At 39.5% G+C, this 25,921-nt stretch carries 22 protein-coding genes; 10 read left to right on the forward strand and 12 right to left on the reverse strand.

Features of this window, described 5'->3' with window-relative positions; genetic code table 11:
* Window position 1 precedes the first annotated feature (1 nt).
* The 3 genes from AC3M61_RS09335 to AC3M61_RS09345 all read left to right on the forward strand — a co-directional run bounded on the left by AC3M61_RS09335 (window position 2) and on the right by AC3M61_RS09345 (window position 2,837).
* Window positions 2-1,333, forward strand: a complete 1,332-nt coding sequence (locus tag AC3M61_RS09335; RefSeq protein WP_500780578.1) for a DUF8509 domain-containing protein — start codon at window positions 2-4, stop codon at window positions 1,331-1,333.
* A 59-nt stretch (window positions 1,334-1,392) separates the two neighbouring features.
* Window positions 1,393-2,298 (forward strand): prolipoprotein diacylglyceryl transferase, encoded by a 906-nt coding sequence (gene lgt, locus AC3M61_RS09340; protein WP_500780579.1) that lies wholly within the window; start codon window positions 1,393-1,395, stop codon window positions 2,296-2,298.
* 164 nt (window positions 2,299-2,462) lie between these two features.
* Entirely contained in the window at window positions 2,463-2,837 is a 375-nt protein-coding gene (locus AC3M61_RS09345; protein WP_500780580.1) for a hypothetical protein, read from the forward strand.
* Between the two features lie 74 nt (window positions 2,838-2,911).
* Here the strand turns inward: AC3M61_RS09345 and AC3M61_RS09350 are convergent, their stop codons facing one another.
* The 3 genes from AC3M61_RS09350 to fmt form a co-directional block, all read right to left on the reverse strand.
* Complete coding sequence (locus AC3M61_RS09350; RefSeq protein ID WP_500780691.1) at window positions 2,912-4,258, reverse strand: flagellar assembly protein A; 1,347 nt, start codon at window positions 4,256-4,258, stop codon at window positions 2,912-2,914.
* Between the two features lie 105 nt (window positions 4,259-4,363).
* The gene (locus tag AC3M61_RS09355) at window positions 4,364-4,546 is read right to left on the reverse strand and encodes a hypothetical protein (protein WP_500780581.1); all 183 of its coding nucleotides are present in this window, start codon (window positions 4,544-4,546) and stop codon (window positions 4,364-4,366) included.
* Between the two features lie 56 nt (window positions 4,547-4,602).
* The gene (fmt, locus tag AC3M61_RS09360) at window positions 4,603-5,535 is read right to left on the reverse strand and encodes a methionyl-tRNA formyltransferase (protein WP_500780692.1); all 933 of its coding nucleotides are present in this window, start codon (window positions 5,533-5,535) and stop codon (window positions 4,603-4,605) included.
* Window positions 5,536-5,758: 223 nt separating this feature from the next.
* Between fmt and AC3M61_RS09365 the strand changes: the two genes are divergently transcribed.
* From AC3M61_RS09365 to AC3M61_RS09375, 3 genes are all read left to right on the forward strand, one after another.
* A complete protein-coding gene (locus AC3M61_RS09365) occupies window positions 5,759-6,517 on the forward strand; it encodes a tetratricopeptide repeat protein (RefSeq protein ID WP_500780582.1) in 759 nt (252 codons plus the stop codon).
* Between the two features lie 219 nt (window positions 6,518-6,736).
* The gene (locus AC3M61_RS09370) at window positions 6,737-7,495 is read left to right on the forward strand and encodes a tetratricopeptide repeat protein (protein ID WP_500780583.1); all 759 of its coding nucleotides are present in this window, start codon (window positions 6,737-6,739) and stop codon (window positions 7,493-7,495) included.
* Window positions 7,492-8,367, forward strand: a complete 876-nt coding sequence (locus tag AC3M61_RS09375; RefSeq protein WP_500780584.1) for a carbohydrate kinase family protein — start codon at window positions 7,492-7,494, stop codon at window positions 8,365-8,367. The genes AC3M61_RS09370 and AC3M61_RS09375 overlap by 4 nt, the downstream gene beginning before the upstream one ends.
* Window positions 8,368-8,625: 258 nt before the next feature.
* Here AC3M61_RS09375 and AC3M61_RS09380 read toward each other — a convergent pair whose 3' ends face one another.
* The 7 genes from AC3M61_RS09380 to AC3M61_RS09410 form a co-directional block, all read right to left on the reverse strand.
* Window positions 8,626-10,686 (reverse strand): S8 family serine peptidase, encoded by a 2,061-nt coding sequence (locus tag AC3M61_RS09380; RefSeq protein ID WP_500780585.1) that lies wholly within the window; start codon window positions 10,684-10,686, stop codon window positions 8,626-8,628.
* Between the two features lie 17 nt (window positions 10,687-10,703).
* Window positions 10,704-12,683: an Ig-like domain-containing protein gene (locus AC3M61_RS09385; RefSeq protein ID WP_500780586.1), complete on the reverse strand. Its 1,980-nt coding sequence runs from the start codon at window positions 12,681-12,683 to the stop codon at window positions 10,704-10,706.
* A gap of 142 nt (window positions 12,684-12,825) precedes the next feature.
* Window positions 12,826-13,833, reverse strand: a complete 1,008-nt coding sequence (locus AC3M61_RS09390; protein ID WP_500780587.1) for a M42 family metallopeptidase — start codon at window positions 13,831-13,833, stop codon at window positions 12,826-12,828.
* Window positions 13,833-14,909: a M42 family metallopeptidase gene (locus AC3M61_RS09395; RefSeq protein WP_500780588.1), complete on the reverse strand. Its 1,077-nt coding sequence runs from the start codon at window positions 14,907-14,909 to the stop codon at window positions 13,833-13,835. The genes AC3M61_RS09390 and AC3M61_RS09395 overlap by 1 nt, the downstream gene beginning before the upstream one ends.
* Window positions 14,902-15,546 (reverse strand): septum site-determining protein MinC, encoded by a 645-nt coding sequence (minC, locus tag AC3M61_RS09400; protein WP_500780589.1) that lies wholly within the window; start codon window positions 15,544-15,546, stop codon window positions 14,902-14,904. The genes AC3M61_RS09395 and minC overlap by 8 nt, the downstream gene beginning before the upstream one ends.
* 22 nt (window positions 15,547-15,568) lie before the next feature.
* Window positions 15,569-16,663: an HD domain-containing protein gene (locus AC3M61_RS09405; protein WP_500780590.1), complete on the reverse strand. Its 1,095-nt coding sequence runs from the start codon at window positions 16,661-16,663 to the stop codon at window positions 15,569-15,571.
* Between the two features lie 135 nt (window positions 16,664-16,798).
* Window positions 16,799-17,614, reverse strand: a complete 816-nt coding sequence (locus AC3M61_RS09410; RefSeq protein ID WP_500780591.1) for a GGDEF domain-containing protein — start codon at window positions 17,612-17,614, stop codon at window positions 16,799-16,801.
* A gap of 123 nt (window positions 17,615-17,737) precedes the next feature.
* Between AC3M61_RS09410 and AC3M61_RS09415 the strand changes: the two genes are divergently transcribed.
* The 4 genes from AC3M61_RS09415 (at window position 17,738) to AC3M61_RS09430 (ending at window position 22,180) form a co-directional block, all read left to right on the forward strand.
* Entirely contained in the window at window positions 17,738-18,112 is a 375-nt protein-coding gene (locus AC3M61_RS09415; RefSeq protein ID WP_500780592.1) for a PulJ/GspJ family protein, read from the forward strand.
* 29 nt (window positions 18,113-18,141) lie between these two features.
* Window positions 18,142-18,672 carry a hypothetical protein gene (locus tag AC3M61_RS09420; protein WP_500780593.1) on the forward strand — a complete coding sequence of 177 codons (531 nt, stop codon included), beginning with the start codon at window positions 18,142-18,144 and terminating at the stop codon, window positions 18,670-18,672.
* Between the two features lie 34 nt (window positions 18,673-18,706).
* Window positions 18,707-20,356: a hypothetical protein gene (locus AC3M61_RS09425; RefSeq protein WP_500780594.1), complete on the forward strand. Its 1,650-nt coding sequence runs from the start codon at window positions 18,707-18,709 to the stop codon at window positions 20,354-20,356.
* Between the two features lie 99 nt (window positions 20,357-20,455).
* Window positions 20,456-22,180, forward strand: coding sequence for a methyl-accepting chemotaxis protein (locus AC3M61_RS09430; protein ID WP_500780595.1), 1,725 nt, complete (start codon window positions 20,456-20,458; stop codon window positions 22,178-22,180).
* A 46-nt stretch (window positions 22,181-22,226) separates the two neighbouring features.
* On the opposite strand, the gene AC3M61_RS09435 is transcribed toward AC3M61_RS09430, so the two are convergent.
* Both AC3M61_RS09435 and AC3M61_RS09440 read right to left on the reverse strand, forming a co-directional pair.
* Complete coding sequence (locus AC3M61_RS09435) at window positions 22,227-23,777, reverse strand: carboxypeptidase-like regulatory domain-containing protein (protein ID WP_500780596.1); 1,551 nt, start codon at window positions 23,775-23,777, stop codon at window positions 22,227-22,229.
* Window positions 23,778-23,820: 43 nt separating this feature from the next.
* The gene (locus tag AC3M61_RS09440) at window positions 23,821-25,908 is read right to left on the reverse strand and encodes a S8 family peptidase (RefSeq protein WP_500780597.1); all 2,088 of its coding nucleotides are present in this window, start codon (window positions 25,906-25,908) and stop codon (window positions 23,821-23,823) included.
* Window positions 25,909-25,921: the final 13 nt, after the last annotated feature.

Below are 25,921 nucleotides of genomic sequence, written 5' to 3' on the forward strand. Positions count from 1 at the left end.
GATGGCGGAAAAAGAATACTTTGACAAACTTTTTACAGGTATTCAAGACGACATAAAAGAAGAATTTTTATCGATAAAGCGACTGCACGAAGAAAATTTCTCGGAATACAAAGAGCAATTCACTGAAGTATTTTGGAAAGTTTACGAAGCCATTGCTCAAAAATTAGAAGAAACCTCCCCTCTTGAACAAAAACTTTTCATACGCCTTGGATTAGTTGACCCAAGGTATTTAACCAGAGAAGACTTAGAAAAAATTAAAGAATGCATCTCTTCAATTCCAGATGATACCTTTTACTATGTCGATGAATGGCTAATTTCGGTGAAAAGCGGAAAAACACCACCATCAACTTTCGAAGAAGTCATTCAGGAACAGCAACAAGAAAAGCGCACATTCGATTACACATGGATTGAGAAAGAATACGAAAGAAAACTTTTTGAAAGGAGCATAGAGGAAGAAAAACTAAGAGACCTTGTGAAAGGTGTTCAAGGCAAAGGACCATACACAAAGGGTGTGTATGCTATATTCGATGAAATAACTAAAAGCATCGGAAAACTCAAAAAGCTGGATAACGATATAAGAACTTTGAAAGAAACTCTCGACAAAGCAAAAGAACAAGCCTTATCAATTCAACAAATACCGCAAACATCGAAAGATACAAGCACTCCTCTTCTCAACGAACTACAAGTGATTAGGCAGATGGTTAAAAAGGCTGTTGGGAAATTGGGCATCCAATATCCAGCACTTGCTACAAACTATCTAAAAGAAGTTAACCTGATATTCTCAAAGAAGCATTCATTAAAACTTTTCGAGGAATTTAAATTACTTGACCCAACAACATTGAAAAGAACGATAAAAGGAACAGAAGTTTTCATGCCACCTTACGTTATTTTAGTCCCAGGCTATGGAGAAAATGGATTTTGTTGGGAACCTATAGAAGGACTAAATATCTATGGACGAGGTCGAATTGTTGTTCCTATCTTCTCCAGAAAAGGCACCGACCCTTTTTTCCAAGCATTTGGAGAATACAGATGGAAATTAGAAAAAGAACTCTCGTTCGGCAGATGGATGGAGGAAGGATTGACAGGAGAATATTACCAATACCTTCAAGAAAACAAACTAAAAGGGCAACCAGCTGAATACTTCATCAAAGATTATATACTGTGGATTTCAAAAGAATCAAACGGTATACAAAAACTCGATAAAACTGTCCGTGAAATATTTTGGCGTTACCTTCCTTTTGATGACTCCATAAAAGAAAAGCTATCAAAAGTAAGCTATGTTTACCAACAACTCTGGGAAAAGGATTTGAGAAAGAGGCAAAAGAATAAATGAAGTTGGCAAAGGTATGAAATCATTCGAAAAATCGAATACTTAAAAAAGGGGGAGCAGTTGTGGAAAAAAGCAAACTTTTTAAGTTTGTGCTTATTTTTATTATTTTACTGGCTGTTGTTTTTGCTTTGTTTTTCTTTCTTAGAGAGGTTTTCTCAGGAAGACTAATTGTCAGAGACTATATCTTCCAAATTGGAAAATTTCAACTTAGATGGTATAGTGTGTGCATAGCTACCGGCATATTCACTGCCTATTTCCTTGCTAGAAGAAGACTAAAGAACTACCCTATAACCCCAGAAGACCTCGATGAAGGTTTATTTTGGGGAGTTATATTTGGAATCCTCGGAGCAAGGTTATACTATGTTGCTTTCAACTGGTCGTATTATTCAAGGTATCCTTCTGAGATATGGAAGATTTGGCATGGAGGCCTTGCGATACATGGTGCTTTTTTTGCTGCATTGCTGACGATTTACGTTTATTCAAAGTTGAAAAAGAGATTCACCTTTGTCCACGCTGCTGACCTTTTTACGTCCGTTCTACCAGTTGCCCAAGCAATTGGAAGATGGGGAAACTTCTTCAATTACGAAGCCTATGGAAGACCTACTAACTTACCGTGGGGAATGTTCGTTCCTCCGGAAAAGAGAGTTCCAGGATTTGATTTGAATACACATTTTCATCCTACATTCCTTTACGAAAGCCTTTGGAATTTGGCTGTCTTTGTAATACTATACTTCATCGTGGAAAAAAGAAAAAGGCAGTTTGGAGAGACAACGGCACTTTACTTAGTTCTATACTCTATCGGTAGATTTTGGATTGAGGGCTTAAGACTTGATAGCTTAATGGCAGGTCATCTTAGGGCGGCGCAGATAGTGAGTATAATTCTTATAACCTTTGGCGCCTCGTGGTATGCATACCTAATGGGAAAAAATAAGAACGATATTCAAAATAAAGCGCAGACTCAAAAATGAACTATTCTACACAAGTTTTTTACAATTTTAAAATTTTCTTGAACGTTTTTCGGGAATGAAAGGTCTAAATTTATGGAAAAAATATTTGAAGAGTTTCTTCACATTAGGTGTAGATTTAAAGGCGGGTTCTTCATACTGTGGTAACTTAGTTAAGGGGGGATTGTATGGAAAATAAAGAAAAGATGTTAAGTTATGTAAAGTATGAACACGAACTTGAGACAGAATACCGCGAAAAGCTTGCCGAAGCCAAGAGAAAGAGCGACGTTAGGGATGTCTTTGCAGAGTTTATCATAAAATTTCTCAGAAAAATTAACCCAGATATCCCTGCTTCTCTCCAAGAACAAATTCGCTTTGATGAAAAAGAATTCCAATTCGAATTCGTCGATGAGCTTAAAAAGGTTGTCGACGAACTGTCAGAAGGAAGTGATTTGAGGGCGATTATAAACAGAATGTATGAGGCGGCAAATCATAGGTATAAAAAGATTGAACACGATGAAAATCTTGACTATTTTAGAATGAGCAACAATGCAAAAAAATGAATTTCTCCCTCTCCCCATCCCCCAATAAAAGGCATTGCCCCGTGTGTTGGACTCCAACACACGGGGATTTTTTCTCAGTATCCTCTGTTTTGATATTTCAACTCTTTTAATGCTTGGAAATTCAACGCCCTAGGACCTAACTCAAACGTAGTTTTATAAACCTCGCCAAGGATATTTATCGTAACACCAGCAAAGCAAGTCTCCTTGATTATAATCTTTGGGTTCATTTTCAAAGCTTCCTGAACCGAGACGTGTTTCAAAACTTTTAACTTTCTCTTTAACTCGTTGATTTCCCTTATAATCGTTTCTAATTGAACAATAAGGCTTTTAAGTTGTTCCTTCTTAATCGTTTCTCCAGATATTTTTTCATACGCTGCCCGCAGTTTAATGATGTATCCGCTCACATCACTCAACTCATCTAAGAGTAATTTCAGCCTGTGAGTAATTTCGGCCTTGGTAGTTTCATATTCAAAATCTATACCAACTTCAACATTTGTTGCCAAACCATATTCGTTACCAATCTTCTTTGCTTCTATCAACTCAACTGCTTTCACATTGCCTCCAACAATCAAACCTTCCCCAGTGACCTTAACAGTCCTTCCCGCTATCACATCAGAGTTCATTATGTAATCTTGCACATTCACATCCTTTTGCGCAATCACTAAACCTTCTGTAACGAACTGCACAGTAACGCTCCCATCAGCAACTATGGCACCTTTACCTCTGCCAAAAAAACCACCTTTTATGTACACATCCCCACCTGCTTTTATTCTGACACTACCGGAAACCAAGCCATTCACACTTAAATCCTTACCCGCAGTTATCTTAAATGCCCCATCAACGTTGCATGTAACGATTATCGTGCCTGGAAAATCAATTTTCTGGCTTTTTTCCAAATCTCTTTCACCAATTACAAGAACGTTCCTTACATGCACCACTCCATCGTCATCAACGTATGGCTGACCTTTGATGGTAGCTATTATTTTATCATCAACCACCTTTGTGTTCTCTCCAGCATATTTCCTTAAATCGAAATCCTTGCCTTTCTGGCTGGGTAACTCTTTCCCTGTCACGGTCTTGCCTGGTTCTCCATCTTTGGGAGGTATCTTCTCAGCAAGCACTTGCCCTTCGTCACACCTTGGAAATACGTCGAAACTTGTAGAATCTCTTGATGTATTGAATTTGTAATCTATCATCGCGTCTATCGGAGGAGTTGGCTCAACTCCTTCCGCAACTACAATTTGCTGGTATGTCAGCTTCTCTTCAACAGTCTTCTCCAGCACGTCCTTTTTAATTCCATAAACCACACCGGAATCAATCAGGATTTTCATCAGTTCTTCAACTGTCGGAACTTCTCTTTCAAAACCCGGAATGATGGTTACGTATGCTTTCATTTCATCCTCACTTATCGTTACATGAATCCTTAGATTTTAATATTCTTTAAGCTTCTCCTCAAGATTTTCAACTGTAGGTAGTGTCTTTTGTAAATGTTCAACTCTCCTTTCTAATGCAAGTTTGGAAGAATGCTATTCGCTACTTAATCCTTTTACTTTAGGAACTTTGAAGATTATCGGTGTCACAACTGCACGGATAGTCCCATCCATATCTGTATTAACGTCAACGTGAACATGCTCATACCATTTAGGTCCGTATCGTTTCTCAAGCTCATCGAAAACCTCCATCAACTCTTTTACCTTAATAACTTCCATGTACCTCACCCCCTGATTGTTTTTTCACCTTCTTTTTAAACTTTAAAACACGGGGGTTACTCAATTTTCTCCAGGTACATCCCTTCTCTCACAAGTCCTCCGTTTTTCGCATCACTAAACCATATCTTGCTTTTCCCTGGGAACTGGATATACTTTATCCACAGGGCATCTTTTCCACAAACAATTAGTCCTCCCTTTGATTTGTCTATAGAAATTATCGTCCCTGGTTTATATCCCCTATTGTCGTCACTTTGCACTATGTCACAAGCACCAAAAAGTTTGACTTCCGTATTGTTTAACCTTGCCTTCGCACCTGGAACCGGGTCATACGCCCGTATTTTGTTCCTTACCATCTCAGCCGGTATTGAGAAATCAACGTTCAAATCGTTCTTCTCTATCTTAGGAGCATAGCTCGCTTGTGAATGGTCTTGTGGAATCAGTGGCACAGGATATCTTTTCAAAAATTCATCAAGCAATTCTGTTCCATGAATAATCATCTTTTCATACAATTCGCCAAGTGTTTCACATTCATTGATTTCAAACGCTTTTTGCAAAGCTATATCACCATCGTCCATCCCTTCAGAAATTTTAAATATCGTAACCCCTGTAATTTTTTCTCCTGCTTCCAGACATCTTTGCATAGGGGCTGCACCACGGTATTTTGGCAAAAGCGAAGCATGAACGTTATAGAATGGTATAGCATCCAAGAAAGGTTTCTTCAAAAGCCTTCCGTAGGCGACAACTATTCCGATATCAGGTTTGTATGTCTCGATAATCTCCATTCCTTCCCTCACCAAATTTTTGGGTTGGAAAACGGGGATATCGTGCTTCAAAGCCACTTCCTTCACAGGGGTGGGTAATAACTTCTGACCTCTGCCACGTGGTTTGTCCGCCTGTGATATAACAGCCACGACGTTGTATCCTTTCTCCAATAAAAACCCCAAATAGCTTGCTGCAAACTCTGGAGTGCCAAGAAAAAGAATCCTCAAATCATTTCTCGTATTTTCACTGTTCATCTATACAACCTCCGCTTCCTTTTACACATCAAATTTGCTTTCAGCCTAATATCCATCGCATTTTAATTATACCACAAAAGCCAATTTCGAAATCTGTTGCAAAAATCTCTAAAAGTTTTGATATAATTTACAATGTTAGAAATGTAAAACTTTGAAAAGTGGCGTCACACTAAAGCCAAAACAGGGAGGGATAAGGATGAGAAGGTTCAGGTGGATTTTTGTGATGTCTTTAGTTGCACTCTTACTGAGCACATTTACTTTTGCTGAAGCTAAAGTTCAAGATTTGAACAGAATGTTTTACGAAGCAAGAAGAGACCGAGATGTGAACAAGATACAGAGCGTGATAAAAACGATAGAGTCAACGGCAAATTTTGACAAAGATACAACACTCTTAACAATCCTTGCAGATGCCTATTTGGAATACGGTTTGTGGGGAGTCAGCGACAAAGAAAAGGAAAAAACATACGAAAAAGCACGCCAGTATGCCGAAATGGCGTTGAAACTTGACCCAAAGAACGGAAGAGCGTCTTACATCGCAGGTGCTGCAATTGGTAGGCTTGCACAATACAAAGGCATTATTCAGAGTCTATTCATGCTCGGGGATTTTGATAGATACATAGAAACTGCAATTAAACTACTGGACGAAAACGACGAAGAGCAAAGGTTGTATAAGACATTTGCCTACATCGCAGTAGGAATGAGGAACAGAGATGTCCCGTGGCCACTTTACAACTATAAAAAATCCGAAGAACAGCTTAATACGGCAGCAAAACTAACTCCTAACTACTCGAACATATACCTTGAGCTTGGTTATTTGTATCTAAAAACCGGAGATAAAACTAAAGCGAAGGAGATGTTTGAAAAAGTTATTTCAATGGGTCCACATCCGTGGCTTGTAAAAACTCACGAAGAAGCTGTCAAAACAGCACAAGAAGAACTGAAGAAACTAAAATAAGCATTATATAAGCACAGAAAGAACGCCTCGCCTAATTATGGCGGGGCTTTTGTTTTATCTTTCAAAAGATTTTTTGAGAAAAAAGAAGCTATAAATTTCTTTTAGCGTTTAAAAAAGAAAAATTTCGAATAGAAGTCGCTAAGCCAATGCAAAGATTTACGCTTTGAATTGTATAATATCTTTGTAAAATACCACACTAACTCAAGGGGAGGTAGGAGTATGAAAAGCTCACGGTTGTTTTTTGTTACAAGTTTATTCATCGTATTTCTTTTTATATCAGCCTTCGGTAACGTTACCAGCGAAGAACTAAACAGGATGTTCTACGAAGCACGAAGAGATTACGATGTAGAAAAGATTCTCAAAGTGATTAAGACTATCGAGGAGATTTCCGGTTACGACAAAGACGCAAGACTCTTAACTATACTTGCAGACGCGTATATGGAATACGGGGTATGGGGGACAAGCGATAAAGAAAAGGAAAAAACATACGAAAAAGCACGCCAATATGCTGAAATGGCATTGAAACTCGACCCAAAGAACGGAAGAGCTTCGTATGTCGCCGGTTCCGCAATTGGTAGGTTGGCAAAATACAAAGGGATTATTCAAAGTCTATTCATGCTTGGTGATTTCGACAGATACATCGATAGCGCAATTAAATTGCTGAACGAAAACGACGAAGAACAAAGACTTTATAAAACCTTCGCACTTATTGCATCCGGCATGAGATACAGAGATGTCCCATGGCCACTATACAACTACAAAAAATCCGAAGAGCTTCTCAATGCAGCTTTAAAACTTACACCAAACTATCCGAACATATATCTGGAGCTTGGATACCTCTACCTTAAGACTGGAGATAAAGCTAAGGCGAAAGAGATGTTTGAAAAAGTTGTCTCAGGCAAAGCTTACCCATGGCTTATCAAAACACACGAGGATGCTGTAAAAAGTGCGCAGGAGGAATTGAAAAAGCTCAAATGATTGTTACTTGTATAGGGAAGCTAAACATCGATTTTAACTACTCAACAACTAAAATTGAAATTGGGAAGAATCACATATCTAACAACGTAGAGATTTCTCTTGGTGGTAAGGCAACAAATGTCGCTGTTGCACTGAGAAAGCTCGGCGTCCAGACACAACTCATTGCAAACATCGGAGACGATGAGCTTGGCACAAGAGCAATTTCTCAAATACAGTCATTCGGTGTAATTCCCCTAATTAACGTGAAGCCCGGCACACGCACGGGCTTCACATTTATCGTTGTTGAAAGTGATGGAAAAAACACTATGTTCAATTATCCTGGAGCGAATGCTATGCTTTGTGTTGAAGACATTGCGTTGCACGAAAAAACGCTAAAAAATTCTGACATAATCTTTTACCAAACAGGTGCAGGAGAATCTGATGAAATACTCTCATACTTAAAGACCTTAGGCAAACCCATCTTTCTCGAGTTGTGTGAGTATGTAGCACCGAAAATACTTGACGGGGTAGATTTTGCTTCACTAAACGAAGAAGAGGCGCTGAGGATAACCGAAACGAAGAACGCGTTTGAAGCGATAAGTATTTTGTTGGATTTTGGGATAAAGAATATTTTTATTAAGCTTGGTGCGAAAGGTAGTATACATGCTTGCGAAGAGAAAATCACATATGGGCAACCGTATATGGTAGATGCAGTTGACACAACAGGTGCGGGTGACGCTTTTAGCGCTGGGTGTATTTACGGCATTCTTAACAATTTTCCGGTCGAAAACATCCTCTCTTTTGCCAACAGATGTGGAGCACTAACATGCACAAGAAAGGGCACAACGATGGCATTTCCAACGATTGAGGAAGTAAAAAAATTCAAATATTGATAGAAATTCTCTCCCGTTCTTAGTCATTTAATCCGTCGTATCTTTTCGTAACCTTTCCTAATTTTAACACCTGCACACTTAATTCGAAAATTCACAAAAAACCATCCCAATTCTGTGCCTGTTATTTGCACTTAAAAAATCCAAGATTTTTCGACTCTTTCACTGCCTGTCTATAACCCATGGTGTGCATGAATGAAAAATATAAAAACCGATGGGGCATGTAACCCCATCGGTTTGTTGTTTTGTTATTTGCCGAACTTAATTCTGTCCAAATACTGTCCACCAAGCAAAAGGCAACTCAAAGTACATATTAGCAAAATAAGTTCCAATAGCATCGAGTACAAATCCTTCCGTTTCTCCCATTGGGATGTTTACTGTGATTGGAAGAGCGTGACCATTAATTGTAGCAGTTCCTTCAAGGGTAATATCAGTATCAGCTGGTGTGCTCAATGCTACAGATAGAATAAGTAATCCTGATTCTGTCGAAAGAACTTTCTTATTTGTGTTGTATGGTAATTCATACATATCTCCTGTTAGTAGATTCTGAACTTTGATCGAAGCATCTGAAAGTGGTGTGCCAAATTGAATCGTAAATGTTGATGTGAACTTGTAGGTCTTTGTTGCATCTGCCGTGAGGTTGATTGTATCGTTAATTTGTCTTTCCTCTGCCATTCTGAATGCTGTGTAATATGCCATGAATCCGTATGGTGATTCGCATCTTTCATAGCTGTCTGGTCCACCAACGATTACTTCGTATTCTCCTGTGTCAATCGCCGGGAAGTGGGCAATACCAAATGCATCTGTTTTTGCGTAGTAAGCATGGTATCGATCATCTATTTTTTTCTTAAGTGTTACAAAGACTGATGGGACTCCCCAACTTTCGTAAGCATCCGTAACAACTATATCAAGTGTCGCTCCACCAGATTCAGGAAGTGTTCCTTCAAATGCATTCTTAACATTTATTAAACCATATCCAGAGTGGTCGTCCCAACCAACTGCATCAATATCAATCGCCGTATTTTCGATGAGCTTTCTAATCTGCCATGGCTTTGCATTTGGATATTTTTGGAGTAACAAAGCTACAACACCTGTCACATGAGGAGCTGCCATTGAAGTACCATCGTAGTAATCATATGTTCCACCATTTTGTTCAGAGGTTACGGACTCGCCTTCGTAACCAAGGCTTTCAGGAAGTGGAACTGTAGATAATATATTCACACCAGGTGCTCCAATAACTACAGAATCGGCTTTTGTAGAAAATCCTGTCGTCTTGAACGTTCCGCCGTTGTATTCAACCGCCGCGACTCTGATAACTCCTGGATAACCGCACGGATATTTAAACGCTGATTTATAGTAGTCGTTACCTGAAGAAACAACCATAACAACTCCGTGGTCCATTGCATAATCAAATGCTGCTTTCATCGTATGGCTGTATCCGGCACCACCCCAAGAGTGGTTCATCACCTTTGCACCGTGGTCTGTTGCCCAAATTATACCTGCAGCCACAAAGTCATCACCCACGTATCCGTTTCCACCAACAAGTGCTGGATCGTCGAATATAACTATTGGCATTATCTTTGCACCGGGTGCGACACCAACGATACCTTTTCCATCTTTCTTTGCAGCAATCGTTCCAGCAACGTGTGTTCCGTGTGAACCACCGTAGGATGAATCTGTTCCTGCTGGAAGGACTTCTTCTGTATATGGTCTGTATCCTTCAATAACTTGCCCTTCCAAATCTGGATGGGTGCCGTCAACACCAGAGTCAACCACTGCAACGATTACTCCTGTTCCAGAAGCTTCGGGCCACACTTCTGTTGCGCCGACTGCTTCAACACCCCATAGCAATGAGCTAAATTCTTCGTCTCCTCTTGGACTCGTGCTTGTCAACCTTGGTTCGAATTTTGAAGCTTTTTCAACATCACTTTTTATTGGTAGTGGTTCTATCAAGTTTCTCTTGTAGCTTGGTTCGACATATCTGATACCCTTTACTTTTGCTTCCTTAATCTTTGTATAAGCATCAGCAACCGTTCCATTGAATTTTATAGACACCATCTTTATCTGTGGAAGGTCTACAACAATCTCACCTTTGAGCAATCTTGCAACTTCAATTGCGCTTTCTTTTGATTCGTATCCAACAAGAATCTTACCTTCAACATATTCGCCTGGAATCAATTCGCCAAAGAGCGTAGGCTGGTTAATATTTGCCACTTTATTGTTTGGTTTTGTCCCATTGTTGATCTGTGGTGTACATGCAAAGACAAAGAGCAATACGACAACAATCGAAACGATTAATAATGCACTGCTGAATTTTCTCATCATCTATCCCCCCCTTCTCAATTAATCCCAGTTGTGAATGTGTAGTAGACAGAAGGTCTGAGCGTAAGACCGAAAACATTAGTATCATCAGCATGGAGCGAGTAAGCAATTGATTTAAACTTTTTGTCTGGATCGTCCAAACTCAAACCATTGTATATTTTCTGTGCCCATGCATGTCTCAAAGTCCAGCTAAATGTCTTGTTCGCCTGGAGCTTGTCGTAAGCATAGGCATCTGCCAATCCAAAGTCAACCCAATATGGACCGTAAACAGGATCCTCAACATTACCTATGAAATAATCACTAAATTTGATTTCTACTTCTTCTGTGTCTGATAATAATCTGTAGTAGTAAGCGTTACCGGTAGATGAATCTACGAATCCAAGACCGTAGTATGTATAGTCATTTTGAATCCAGTCATATATCCACAAGCTGTAAACATAAGTCAACGACGTTGTTGGAGTTTCCTCATCAGTTGGTTTGTAAGCCTCAACACCAGTAAATTTCCATTTGAATGTTGTATCTCTTGATACGTTTGTTGAGCCATTCTTCGGTGTTTCAACTTCTATATTGAGCAATGGAAGTGGTGTCACATGGCCAATAACCGTTGGTGTTGCTTCGTATCCATCGTAAACTGAGGATACAGCATACCAGGTCTTCTTTCCAACTTCAAGAAGTGGAGAACTATCTCTGTAGTAATAGTAAGTTTCTGGAAGCGTTGCTATGGCTGTCCAGTTCTCACCATCAAATGACCGGTAAACTTTGTAAGCTTTCGGTTTAGTAGTTCCTGATGCAGAGTACCATCTTCTCCACCTTACTTCAATCCAAAGGTTGGAATCATCGTTTGGTGCACCTGCTGGTTCAACTATATTTTCAGATGCATCAACGCCTTTTATATTCTCTGGTATCCTTGGCACTGAATAGAATTCAATAGCTTGTCGTCTTGTGTATGCATAAAGGTCGTATTGTGTCGAATATGCTGTTGTATTTCGCTCAACAATATAAGGTGTTATGCCTGTTTGAGGTGTGCGAACCACGTTTATCCAAATAAGTTTTTCTACTTTGTTATCGTTATGGTCGTAAACATCAACAACTATAGGTATTTCGCCTTCAAATTCAGCAAGTGATAAACTACCTTCTAACACGTTTGAAGCTGATATGTAAAGCCTTGGGGCTGCAAAGAAACTAGCTCCTGGCACGCCGTTTGCTTTCGCATATATTATGTTTATTCCACCATCAAACTCAACGGGTGTTGCTGTTACAACGATATAAACACTGCTTAGTGTAACATCAGTTGCAATGTCTACCGGTTCGCCAGTTGAAGGATCATAGAGTTCAACATCAACTTCGATGGGAACTTCCATTGTTGTCTGTGCAGCTGTAGCTCTCCTTAAAGTCGTTGTAATTTCTGTTGTTTGGTCTCTCAAACACTTCATTCCAAGTATGCTTGTTCGTGCATGTCCTTCTTTTGAAATAAAGACGTTCAAAAATTCTTTCTCAGCATCCGACCTAAAGAGCACAGTTGCGATACCTTTACTATCGCTGTATCCAACGCCTCTCAGATTCCCGTCTGCATCTTTAACTTCAACCTTTGCACCCTCCACAACTGGACCTGAGCTGTATTGTGCAATGTTTACAACAAGTGTTCCGGAGTGTTGAACAATGACCTTGAATGTCTTTTCTGCCTTTGCACCTGCTTTGTCGATAGCTTCAACAGTTATTGTGTGCTCTGCTACTTCGGTTGGCGTCCATGTGTAAACACCGTTCGATATCGTTCCTTTACCTGTTGTTTTAAGAACAATATCTTGCAGGTTGTTGTCTGGGTCACTGACATAGTTTTTCAAATCAACCGTAACTGTTTGACCTTTGAGGATAGTTTGGTCAGGAATGTTTTGCCACACCGGTGGTTTGTTGAACAAGTTACCTACCTGCTCACACCCACTCAGTGTGAGGATGAGAAAAAGCACTAAACCGATGCTTAAAAATACCGCCTTCTTCACCTTAATCCCCCCTCTTTTGAGATGTGGTATTGCGGGCTAACTTGAAGATTTTAACCCCCCTAAAAGGTGGTATGTGGTCTCATATTAAATTATACAATTTTTTGTAAGGCAATGTCAACATCGCCCGAAACCAAATTATGTTTTAAAAATCATTCCTTTTAAGAAATTCTTTCAACAAAGCAATGGTATGTTCATAATCTTTCTTGTTAATTACAGAAACAGGCGAGTGTATATACCTTGCTGGGACGGAAACAACACCTGCTGGAATGCCTGTGAGCGCGTATCTTCTTGCATTCGTGCCACCAACTGTTCGCATTTTGTATTGGAATGGTATGTTTAATTGTTTTGCCGTTTCAACGAGTTTTTCAAATATTGCCTGATGAACCACGTATCCACTGTGCATGAATGTGATAGCAGGTCCATCACCAAGGTGTGTTGACCAAAGTTGTTTTTCAAGTTCTGGGTCATCTCCACTTGTTGTTGTTTCAACAGCTATCGCAATGTCTGCTTTGAGTTGCTCGGCAATAATAGCTGGTCCTCTAAGCCCTGTCTCTTCCTGGACTGTGAAGGCAAAGTATATATCGTTTTCTGTTTCGATGTTTTCATCTATTAAATCCATCAACACACTGCATCCACACCTATCATCCAACGCCTTTGCGATGATAAAGTCTCCTTGTTCTTCGTAAGATGTGATAAATGAAACATAGTCTCCTATTTTGACTTGCTTTTCAGCTTCCGCTTTTGATTTTGCTCCGATATCTATTTTAAGTTCACTGTATTTCTGCGTGTTCGTGTATCCGTCTTTCTGCAAGTGTATCGCCTTGTAACCAATTACACCAACAATATCTTTTCCAATCTTTACCTTTTTTCCAATGATTACCCTTGTATCCACTCCACCAACTGGTGCAAAGGAAAGTGTTCCATCTTCGTTGATATTGGTGACCATGAATCCTACTTCATCCATATGTGCATCGAGTAAGATCTTCTTTCCATTGCCTTTCCCTTTTTTAAGAGCAATTAAATTCCCCATTCTGTCTATAAATATCTCATCAACTTTCCCAGAGATTTTTTCTTTTATATATTCCCTCACCGCGTCTTCGTTTCCCGAAGGTCCGCTTATTTCTGTGAGCTCTTTTAGGTATTTGAGCATCATTCTCCCTCCTTAACTGAGCCTGTGCTTTGCAATTCTTCATATTCGATTTCTGGCAAGTGCGCTGCGGAAAATGCAAGCAGTTTTGCCGTATCCTCGACGTCTTTAACGATAATTTTTTCATAAGGGTTATGCATGTATTTTAATGGGATAGAAATCAATGCTGTCTTCACACCTATTCTTGTAAGCTGAACATCGTCGGTATCAGTTCCTGACCTTCCCGCAATCGGTTCTATCTGGGTCTTTATGTTATACCTTCCAGCCACCTTGTTTATATGCTCCACAAACTTTCTATTTGTCACCGGTCCAACCGCAACAGCTGGTCCTTCGCCCATTTTGATTTTTGGATAACCTGGAACATCTTCATCTCCGTGCGTCACGTCGATAACTATCCCATATTCGATTTCCGATATGTATGCCCCACTTCTCGCACCCGGTCCACCGATTTCTTCTTGCGTTGAGAATACACAGTAGACTTCAGCATCTGTCTTTATCTTGCTAAGTAATTCCGCTGCTTTTATTATCGCAACACAACTTGCCCTGTTATCGAGCGCTGGTGCAAAGATCGTTCCGTTCTTTTCAAAACCTTCAACATCAAGTATAACCAAATCACCGATAGATATGTCTTTCCAGTTCGGGTTCATAGTCACATCAACAAAAAGATGGTCGTAATCTGGCACTTTTTTTGATTCTTCCGTTGTCTGAAGATGTGGAGGCATGAATCCAACAACGCCTCTGAGCTTTCCATTTTTAGTATGGACCCAAACCTTCTGGCTAATTACTGTCTTTGGGTCCCAGCCACCAACTCCAGAAAGTCTCAGAAAACCATCCTCGTAGATTTTTGTGACGACAAATGCAATCTGGTCTGCATGCGCAAAAAAGCCTATCTTTGGTCCTTCCCCTTTTTTCACACAGACCAAACTTCCCATTGGTGTTCTGAAACATTCATCAACAAAAGGTGACATTATTTGCTCGATTTCTTTTAATACCTCGTCTTCGTATCCAGAAGGTCCTGGAATCGAAGTTAATCTCAAAAGAAGTTCATTTGTTTTCAGCTCCACTTGTTTATTAGCCAAGTTCTATCCCTCCAATCTTACTATCGTATTTTCCAACCTCTATTCGTCCTGCCTTTACATGGAGAACAACTGGGTGGTTGAATTTTTCAGTGAACGTCCCTTTCAAATCTGAGATTTGGACAAAAGGCGCCTCGAAGCTCAGAGCAATAATAACCGATTCCCTGCCTTCGTTTATCCCCGCTCTGACCGTTCCTTGGCAACGCCCAAAGATGACGACACTGCCACCAGCAACAATTTCTGCTCCCGCATGTAGGTTACCTACTAAGATAACATCACCGGAATGAATTATACTCTGCCCACTTCTCAAATTTTTCTTCACCAGCTTAGTTCCAGAACGTGTATCACCTTGATTGACCATATCAACTTTCTTTCTGATTATCACATCATTCTTTCCTTCGGAGCCCATTAAAACATGAGAAATACTGAGCCCGAGTTCCTGGACCCTTGCAACGATTTTCGGGATATCTGAGATATGTTTTTCGTGCTCTTCCACCAGTAACATAATTTTGTCACCTTTGGCAAAGAAATTACCCATAGCTTTGACTTTGTCCTCTATCTTTTGAAGGACATCAACAACATCTGTGTAATCTCTTATATATAACACCAATCCGTCCTTTGTCATCTTGAAATCTACCATCGCCATACCCCTCTGTTTTATTTTAGAATATTATCGTTTCTATCTCGTCAATCCACTCAGAGACATCTATCGGAGAAATTTCTTTTACCAACCGTTTGAAATTAAAGAAATTTTCTCTGAAGATATCTATCTTGTTACCCGAATTGATTTCAACGGCGCATTCCAAAAGTGCAGCAAGGTAATCCGCTGTGCGCACAACTATGCCTGCCTCACCAGAAAATGGTTCAACGGCATATTCAACGTATTCTTTAAGTGGTGATAAGGCTTCACAACCACTAATCCATTCGATTGTCATTTCTCTTTCAACATTTGCCACAAGTTCATCAAGACCTGGCACCTTTTTCTTCGTGGGGGTTATGACATCACCTGTGAACGCCTCAGGAAGGTCATGGAGTATGCCTTTAATGATTGTTTCTTCAACAAGCTCAAAATTTAAAAGCTTGGCAATCAGGTAAGCTATTGTGACCACGATGAAAGAATGTCCGCTGACACTTGTGCGCACATTCCTGTGCGTTCGGTTCCAACGAACCATCGATGTGAGGTTCAAAAGAGGTGTCCACACGTACTGAGCAATTCCCCAGTATTTTTCCATTTCCGTTTGTGGAATTGTTCGAGATATGTTGTTTATCTTCTCTTTAAGTTCTTTCAACGGTTGGCTGTAATCGTATAGTTTGCCATTTTCTTGCGCTTCAAGGTAACTAATGTAGAGGTCGGCAAGTTTATCTAAAGAGTTACACTCTTGTGTTTCAGACACAAGAAGTTTTACAGTCTCTTCATCTGCGATGGTTTTTAAATCATCGAGTGCCTTTTTCCTAACTTCGTTCCACACATGTGGTGCAAACCGTTCTATACGTTCTTTCAATTGCAAAGAGACATCGGAAAGAACGATTTTTGGTAGTTCACGGGATAATCGCCAGCGCAAACTGTTTTCAAGCGCTTGGCTTTTTCTCAGGTTGTCTAAGTTTTGAACAGCGTGAAAAACAAACGAAAGGAAGAGTGTGTTAAAAGAATTGTCTGCCTCCGTGAATCTCAGCAAGGCAGGACGGTTATTCCAACGTTGAATGGTGAACAGATTGGTTAAAGAAAATAAAAACGTTCCCTTCCCCAGATAAACCACCCCTCAGCTTTCTTAATTTAGATTATACCACAGGGTGGTGGGAAAGTGGAACAGTAAGTATTCAACAATATAAACCCAACGTTGCGTGTTTACCCAGAATCGTGCTTTATTTTTTGAAATCTCTTAAGAATTTGTCTATATAAGCATCAAAGTGTTACTCGCCACCGAACGAATGTTTTTCTCTTTCTTCTTTGCTTTGTACATACGTTCATCAGCAAGCTTGAGGATTTCAAATAAACTTTGCTCACTTTCGATGGGAACTATTCCATAAGAAAAGCTGATAGCAGACAAGTTTTTAATCCTTTCAAGAAGTATTTCTGGATTTTCGGAATCAACGAAGAGGATGAACTCGTCTCCACCGTATCTGATAAGCATGTCTGTTTTTCTCATACTCTTTATGCACGCTTGAGCGAATAACCTGAGCATTTCATCACCTTTTAAATGGCCATATTCATCGTTGATTTTCTTTAGATTGTCGATATCTATAAAAATGATAAACGCACCCCTGCCAGTCCGCTTAACACTTTCTACGGCACTTTCCAACAATTTTAAACCCACTGTTCTTGAATATGCTCCCGTAAGTGAATCGTAAAGTGCCATTTCGGACATTTCTTGGTATTTTAGGATATTTTTGTAGTGCGTTTCAGCAATGTGCGAAACTGCGTTTAATAATGCAAGCTCTTCATTGTTGAAGACCGAAAAATAAACGTTCATTCTCACATGTTCAAAAGAGAAGTTATACAAAGTTCCTGTTTTGGTGCCCAGTATTTTAACGAAGTTAGGGGTCATAACCCTAACGCCGTTGGCATTTGTGTGCATGTAAATAGATTTTGCAAGTTTATCCACAAAATCCCACTCATCTAATTCACTCAAAAAATTCACAAGATTGACGATTAAATTTATTGGTAAAGATGGCATTTCTTGAATGAAAAATGTGTCAAGTTTTTCCACTGCGTTCACCTCTTTTCATCCTTTTCAAACGATTTATCGGAAAAACGAGTCTAAAATTTTAGAAGGGGGTGTATAATTGTTTTAAAATACTTCAAACGAGTAGATAAAAAAGGAGGTTTGGGGATGAGGGCTGGCTATTCGTTGACTGAAACAATCGTAGCACTTTTGTTGATAAGTATTGTCTTTATGATTATCACAACCGGTATTTCAAGCGTTCTCCAATCACTTTCATCTATCCAAAATCAACAAAAGGTGGTGGAATTACAAAATTTCATTGCGCGATATGTCTACATCCAAGGGGCTGTTGGACAAACTACAATCGACTTAAACGCTATTAACAGAGGGTTTCACAAATCAAATGGAAGTCAAGTCTCTTATCCGAAGGTTGTAAACTTCTCATCGACAACAACACCTTTTTTTGTTAAATTTGTTTTTACAATCGAGCGTGTCCCAGGAAAGACTGAAGAATTTGTCGTTTATCAGTACAAATCATATTGACCTACTAACAAAGAAGGTAGGTGTAAAGTATGGAACTAACACTTTCAGGTTTAATTGCAAGTATGGTTGTAATGGTGTTTGTTATAGCTATGTTGGGATTGCTCTTCAATTTAACACTTAACGTGCTCAACCAACAGCAAGAATACGCCGCCTTCTATGCGGAAGTCCAAAGTATAACAGACATATTAGACAACATTTTAACGCAAAGTGTATGGAACGATGAACTGATTGATGAACAAGGTAAGACAAGAGCCACGGAGATTGACCCAAACGGTAAGTTTGTGTATCTGAAATTCTTTTCACCAGTTGGTATGAATGTCGTTACTATCAAGAAGAAACTCGAATTTGTGTCGGTAGGCGACAGTGTGATAATACGGTTTGACAGCAAAGATTTGGTAAAAACATCGAAGATAAAAGATATTTCAGTCTCACTCGAGACTAAAGATGAAACCTCAGGTGAGATAAAAGACCCAAAATTTCTTATAATCACATTCACTCACAATAACGGAAAAATAAACTATTCTGTTCCATTGCTTACTGCTCTAAGCAGTTCTTCTTAAACTATGGCAAGAAAATTTGAGGAGGGATTCATACATGCGAACACGAAAAGGTTTTATGACCGCTTTAGTGCTGATTTTCTTGATGGTGGCCAGTATCATGCTTTTGACTCTGTATCAACTCGTTGGTAACTACAGAACAAATGCTATTAGAATGCAAATTTCATCACAACTTGAGATAGATGCTCTCAACTTCTTGAATGTTGGGGCTGGATTCATGCGAAGTCGTTCTACTGGGGTTTTAGGATTCAACATCCCGTATCAAACAGGTTTACCTTCTTGGTATAACGATTTCAAATCAAAACTCAGCAGTGAATGGAAAGATTTTTTAGAGGTCTATGCAGATAACAAATCTTTCTTGATTGCTGAAATAACACCTAGTGGTAGCTTCGCTACCGATAATCAAATACGTGACGAGTTGGTTGAATACTTGTCAAATAGGAAGCTTTCTAATATCTCCATATATGCCATCAAGTCAAAAAAACCGTTTTCAGTTTTACTTGTTGCAAGGGCTGAAAAAGAAGGGAAACTTGTATACAGTTATGGTATAGTCACCTCAAAGCTCCTAAACCAATACGTTTATTTCACAAATCGTGAAAGGCGTCCCGATGGAACTACAATCTACTTTATCGCAAACGAACTGATTGACGGACCTCTTAGATCACATGATTATATACACATAAACAACGCAGGTGGAAAGCCAACGTTTACATCACCAATAGAAATCGTTGGAATAAAAGACAGAAATGGGTACATAGTAGACCCAAATAATTATAGCAACTTTGCAAACTTGTTAGGAAATCCACCATACAGGTTATTAAGAGCAACAGATATAGCCGCACTCGATTTTAATGCGATAAAAAACGAGTATAAAAATTCCATAGACACACTTGTGAGAAATTACACTGACATCCGTTCAGAACCTTTGGTACTTAGCGGAATAAAATTCTACGGTAACATCACTATCAGTTTTGCTCATGGGCAATCTGGGAGCAACTACGATATAAAAATTTCCCAAGGTAACACCGATTACATCATCAAATGGAACCCAGCTCCTCCGAATGCCAGGATAAGAAAACAAGGTGGCGGTCCAGTAGAGGAATTTAATATAAAATTTAACGGTGTCGTTTACGCAACTGGAAATATAACTATCGACGGACCAACACAACTATCAACTTACAAAGGCAATTACACACTTTTTTCTGAAAAAGATATCATCATTAAGGACCGTCTTATTCCCTACGATACATTCGCAAGTCAGTTCACCAATAATGAACACGGTATAAACGGCAATACGGTTAGTAAAAGTAAACTTGCAAGTATAAAGGATTTTGTAAACACACAAGAAACATCTTCATTAAACTTGGTTGCCATCAACAATGTGAGGGTTGGTGAAAAACTAATAAATATGAAGATCTTCGCAAGTTTGTTTGCATTTAATGGTTCTTTCATGGTTGATGGCTACGATATTGGATGGCCCGCTGGGCAACTCTTTGTCTTTGGAAGCATTATGCAAAACTACAGAGGACCCGTTGGCACGTTCAATCCAAGCACTGGTGGAATAGTTACTGGATATTACAAAACATATGCATACGACCCAAGGATACTGACGGGGGCACATCAACCCTACGGAACTCCCGCACGTTCTCAGACGGTTTCTGTTAAAGTTGTTGGACTGGCAAAATAAAATAATAAAATTTTGATAAAAATCGATACTTATAAAGTATTCGTGGTAGAATTGGTATTGTATAACGATAGATAGAACTATTAAGTAGGTGGTATGTGTATGAATCTGGCAGAAAGCGAAAAGAACACCATACTCAAAAAACTCTCCATCCTACCTGTTATTACGGTCACGGTTATCGATTTACCTGCACTCTTGTTTAGTTACTATGTTTTTGCAGGTATTGGTAATTACCCAATTGTGAATATACTTCTTGGATATCTAATCGCTTTAGTTGTGATATTTCCGGTTGTAATATTTTTGATTAGGACTAACGTAAAGAAAGCGTTTGAGGGCAAAGGGTTTAACGTCCCAATGTACATGTCCGTGGTGGTGTTCACAGCCAATATAGTGGCAGCAACTATCGTCGGACTTTTTGCAAGTAAATTGGCTCCGCTTCCCGAAAGCGCACTTATGCTCAGGTTGTCCGGTGCACTTGCGATAAATATGGATATAATTGCACTTGTGTTGTATATTTATTCGAAGATGAACATTGCTCAAGTAGTTGATAGCAAGATATTTCATAAGTTCATGATTCCAACTACCACAAAGTTGAGTGTGGGCGTTATGGCTGTATCACTTTGGATTGGTCCCGCACTTCTAAAGTATGCGACGCTCGCCTTTGAAATTGAAAACTCTGTGCAATTCAAACTTGTATTAATAAGCATTGCGCTGAATATTGTAATCGCAGTAGTTACTATCGTTCTTGCAAGAAGTGTTCTAAAAGGTTTACCGTCGCTCAAGCAGGCATTTGAAAAAGTCGCATCTGGAGATTTGACATACAGGGTAGAGGTTAACTCTATAGACGAATTCTGGCAAATCAATTCGCTCCTTAATCATGCGATGGAAAGTATTTCAAGGCTTATCTCTGAGTCAAAGAACGCTTCCGAAAAGACCGAAGACTCACTGGAAACATTTGAAAGAACTTTTGATAACTTCGAAAATCTGTCCATTTCTTTCTCTAAAGAAATCGAGAAACAGCAAGAAGATATTTCTCGTATCTCCACATCAGTTGAAGAGATAAATGCAACTATCGAAGAACTTTCAAGTCAATCACAAGGTTTGAGCAACCTCGCGGCCCAAGCAGCAGAATTAGCAAAGACGCTTGAAGAAAGAGCAACATTCGGAAGTAAGGAACTTGAAAACGTCAGGAACATCACCAGTGGATTTGTGAGAGAATATGAAGAACTGAGAAATGGAATTAGAGACCTGAGTTCTGCAACAAAGAACATAGGCAGTATTATCGAAACCGTAAGGCAAATAGCAGAACAGACTAATTTACTCGCTCTGAACGCAGCTATTGAGGCGGCAAGAGCGGGTGAAGCCGGAAGAGGATTTGCGGTTGTTGCCGATGAGATAAGAAAATTGGCAGAACAAACAAAGGCTTCGACTGATACAATAAACTCAACAATATCGGCAGTGGATACGTATTCCAAAGCTCTGGAAAGTCAGATAGAAAAACTTTACACGGAAGTTGAACAAACCGAGCATGGTTACAAAAGAGTTTCAGAAAGTTTTGAACAGATAACCAGGTCTATATTAGAACTAACGAATGTAATAGACAGCGTAGCGGCACATTCACAAGAACAGACAGCAAGCGCGGAAGAGATGAGTTCAGCATCCACAGAGATAGTCCATAGCATTCAGGCAATCGAAGAAAGTGGTTCACGTATACTTGAAAGCACGAAAGCAAGTGTGGAAGAAATTGGAAATATCCGAAGACAAATCGAGCAACTTAGGAACGTTGTTGATAGTTTAGTTTCCGAGCTCAACAAGTTCAAGCTGTGAAAAGATTCGAAATATCAAAATAAGCTCCCCAGATGGGGAGCTATTTTTATTCACTGCCTGTTACAAAAAGGTAGTACTTCTCAGGTTCAATAACCACAGGTGAAATTTTGAAGTTGTAATCACAATTGACGCTGAGCGATAAGGAATTATTCTCATCATCGTTCCACATTACCGCTATCAGCTCAGGTGCCCATTCGTATGGTTTCCCCGGTTGAAGTTTTCCATCAGGCAAGTCTTTCCAACTATAGCTGCTCATGTTAATTGTCACAACTGATGAATCACTTGTAAAATACTGAACATCAACAAGTGGGTAATGAAAAACTCCACTATTAACGGTTAAATCGTATATCCATATGTCGTAAAGATATTTGATTTTCCCTTCGTATTTCTCTACGCCAGCTATTTTCCAGCTAAATGTAGGAGATAAGGAGACATCAGTTGCTCCATCCGAAGGCGAAACATCTGTTATCACAATCATGGGCAATGGCTCAACACTGCCAAGGAATACTCTTGGTCCCTCTATCCCACCGTATTTCGAAGCTATAGCATACCAAACTCTATTTCCAGGTTTAATACCGATTGTGTCATAGTAAGTATTTTGTCTTGAACCAACAATTGTAAGCTTTTCATACCTTATGCCATCGTATGATTTATAGATAACGTATCCATCGGGTTCATCTGTTTTATTTCTCTGCGTGCTTTCAGACCATCTTTTCCAGGAAAGTTTTATGTATAGGTTTGTAGAACTTTTGCTTTGGTTTGGCATACTACTATCCTGTGTTGAGTAATATTTTATAGTTGTGTTCAGATTGTAGGCAAAAATCGCAGGTTGATTGGCTTCTACCACATAAGGATTTATTTTCAAATTCGTTAATTTGGTTACTGTAAGAGGCACAACAATCTCATATCTATTGTCGTTCACATCGTAAGCATCTATAAAGAGATATACCTTTCCTGAAAAAGGTCTTAAATCTAACTCTCCCTCAAGAATATTAGATTCAGCGAACACCCTTGGGGAGGTAAGATATTCGGCACCTGGCGGGGTGCCAAGTTTCGCATACATGAAAGATACTGGGAAATTTGAAGTTGTGCTTTTCGCTGAGATATAAATATAGTACAGTCCAAAAATGTTGTATACAGAGTTGTCATCGGAGAGTAACTTAGAAATCTTGTTTTTTGAAGTATAGATATCAAAGGATAAGTCCATTTCGTTTTGATTTTTTTCTGATGGTAGTAACTTTGTCCTTCTCAATGTTGTATTAAGCACAAGTGGTGAATGGATGTTTAGAATCTTTATAGTCGTCTTTGCGTGTCCGCTTTTCGAGATTCTTAGCAAGTATGGTCCTGAATACAACTTGACACTAAAACGCACTTTTCCATCACTTGTTTTCTTTGTGTCAATGATACGCCCATCTTTGATAAGCTCTACGTTCGCATTATCAACAGCTGGACCACTGTTATACTCAGAAACATAAAGCGATATCTCAACATTTTCTGTAGCTGGTTTTAGGATAATACATGAGCTAAGTAACATTAAGAAAAGTATAATTACGGATACGAAGAACTTATACATCCACGCTTTAGTCATTCGTTCCACAAATTCACGCTCCCCAATTAATTCGTCTCTATTTTGAACTCTTTTATTCCGACTTACCAAAAAGCGTCCACCACGCATACGTACCTTTGTTATCGTAAATGTAAGTTTCTGTTGCGTCTTTGAGTATCATTCCGCTAACTGGTATGTTCACACCGTTGATTGTTAGAGTTCCAGAAACGGATATATTTACGTCCGCTTTTTGAGAAAGTCTTAGCTTTATTAAATAACGTCCACTTAGCTCTGAAAAATCAACAGTGTTGCTTGTCAAATCCTTTGTTATCTCGTATCCAGTTTCCGTTGGTAGCTTTGTCACATCAAGAAAAACGATTTGTGGATTAGCCGCACCTTCTGATATATCTATTTCAAGGGAAGCTTGAGAGGAGAACCTTACGATATCAGACTTAATTTCGTTCAAAGTTTGATGGAAAGTCAACGTCCGTTCCTCTGCCTTTCTGTGAGCTATTCGCATCAATCCCTCAGAATTTTCCTTCGAATCCGGACCGCTAACTATCACGTCATAATCACCTGCATCTATACTTATAAATTTCGCAATTCCTTCTGCATTCGTTTTGGCAAAATACCGAACATTTCGTCCATTCCTCGCAACGCCTATAAGTGAAACACTAACTGAAGGTATGTTCCACCTTCCATACGCATCTGTAACAGTTAAGCGGTAGTCTAATCCCCCGTCTACCGGTAAGTCCCGATTGACTGCGCTGGTATTTATCAACCCATAACCAGCCCTTTCATCGTAACCTTTTTCCCCTATATCAACAGCACTTTCTTCAAGTATCTTTCTTATTTGCCAAGGCTTTGCGTTTGGATATTTTTGCAATAACAACGCCACTAATCCAGATACATGTGGTGTTGCCATTGATGTGCCAGTCATGTAACCGTAATAACCGTTGTTTTCAACCAAAACAAAGCTCCTTCTGTCGTATCCTTGTGAACCTTCCTGCGGCATTGTTGAAATAATCGACACTCCGGGTGCACATACACTTATCATCGGACTACCGCTGGAAAAGTCCGCCACAATATAATCTCCCCCGTTGAATTCCATGGCACCTACTTGTATAACACCAGGATAATTTGCCGGATATTGGTAAGATTGTATTGATTTCGAATTACCCGCCGCTGCGACTACAACTATCCCTCTTTCAAGTGCATAGTCAAATGCATCTTTAAGTGTCTGCGAATACCCAGCTCCACCCCATGAATTGCTCAATACCTTCGCTCCATGATTAACTGCCCAAATTATCCCTTTCGCTGCGTAATCGTCTCCTACATACCAACCTCCGTTATCGAACAATACCACAGGCATCACTTTTGCACCTGGTGCCACGCCTACAATTCCTTTTCCATCCTCTTTTGCAACTATTGTCCCTGCCACGTGTGTTCCATGTGAACCCCCAAAGGAGGAGTCAGTGCCCTCTGGAAGAATTTCACCTGTAGATGGTCTGTAGCCTTCTACCACTTGACCTTTCAAATCCGGATGGGTTCCATCAACCCCGGTATCAAGAACGGCAACAATAACTCCTTCGCCTCTGTATCCATTGCTCCATGCATCTTTAATCTTAATAGCCCTGAGCCCCCACAGATACAGGTCAAGAGACTCACCTGAGTAATTGGTGTATTCAGATAGCTTGGAAGCAAACCTTTCTGCTTTATAGCCTTCTGCTCGAGTATTTATCTCAAATGGAACCAGCTTTCTAACATAAACATATTCAGCGTATCTTATTCCGTATTTTCCTCTTATCAGTTCGTTTTCCAAAAGTTGGAGTGTTTTATCCACGTTTTCAACCTTTACAGAGATTACTTTAATCTCTGGAATATGAACAACCAGCTCTCCGTTAAGTAAGTTCAAAATACTGTTGATTTTTCCCTCATTAGAATAACCAATGAGAATACGGTCAGCGTAATATTCGTTACCGTTTTGTTCAAAAGAAATTGGCAATTCTGAAGGCAGATTTTCCTTGGCAAAGGTTTCTTTGTGCAGGCAGGAAGTTAAGGAAAGTAACAGTAGGGCAAAAGCGACTAAGAAAAAGAATGAGAAAGAAAAAATTGAGCTTGCAAAAGACGTGCTTGATTTGTTTAGAGTAGTGAACACTTTAAACTTCTGTAATCTTTTCATTTCCAAGCCTTCT

This window comes from Fervidobacterium sp., from assembly GCF_059913585.1.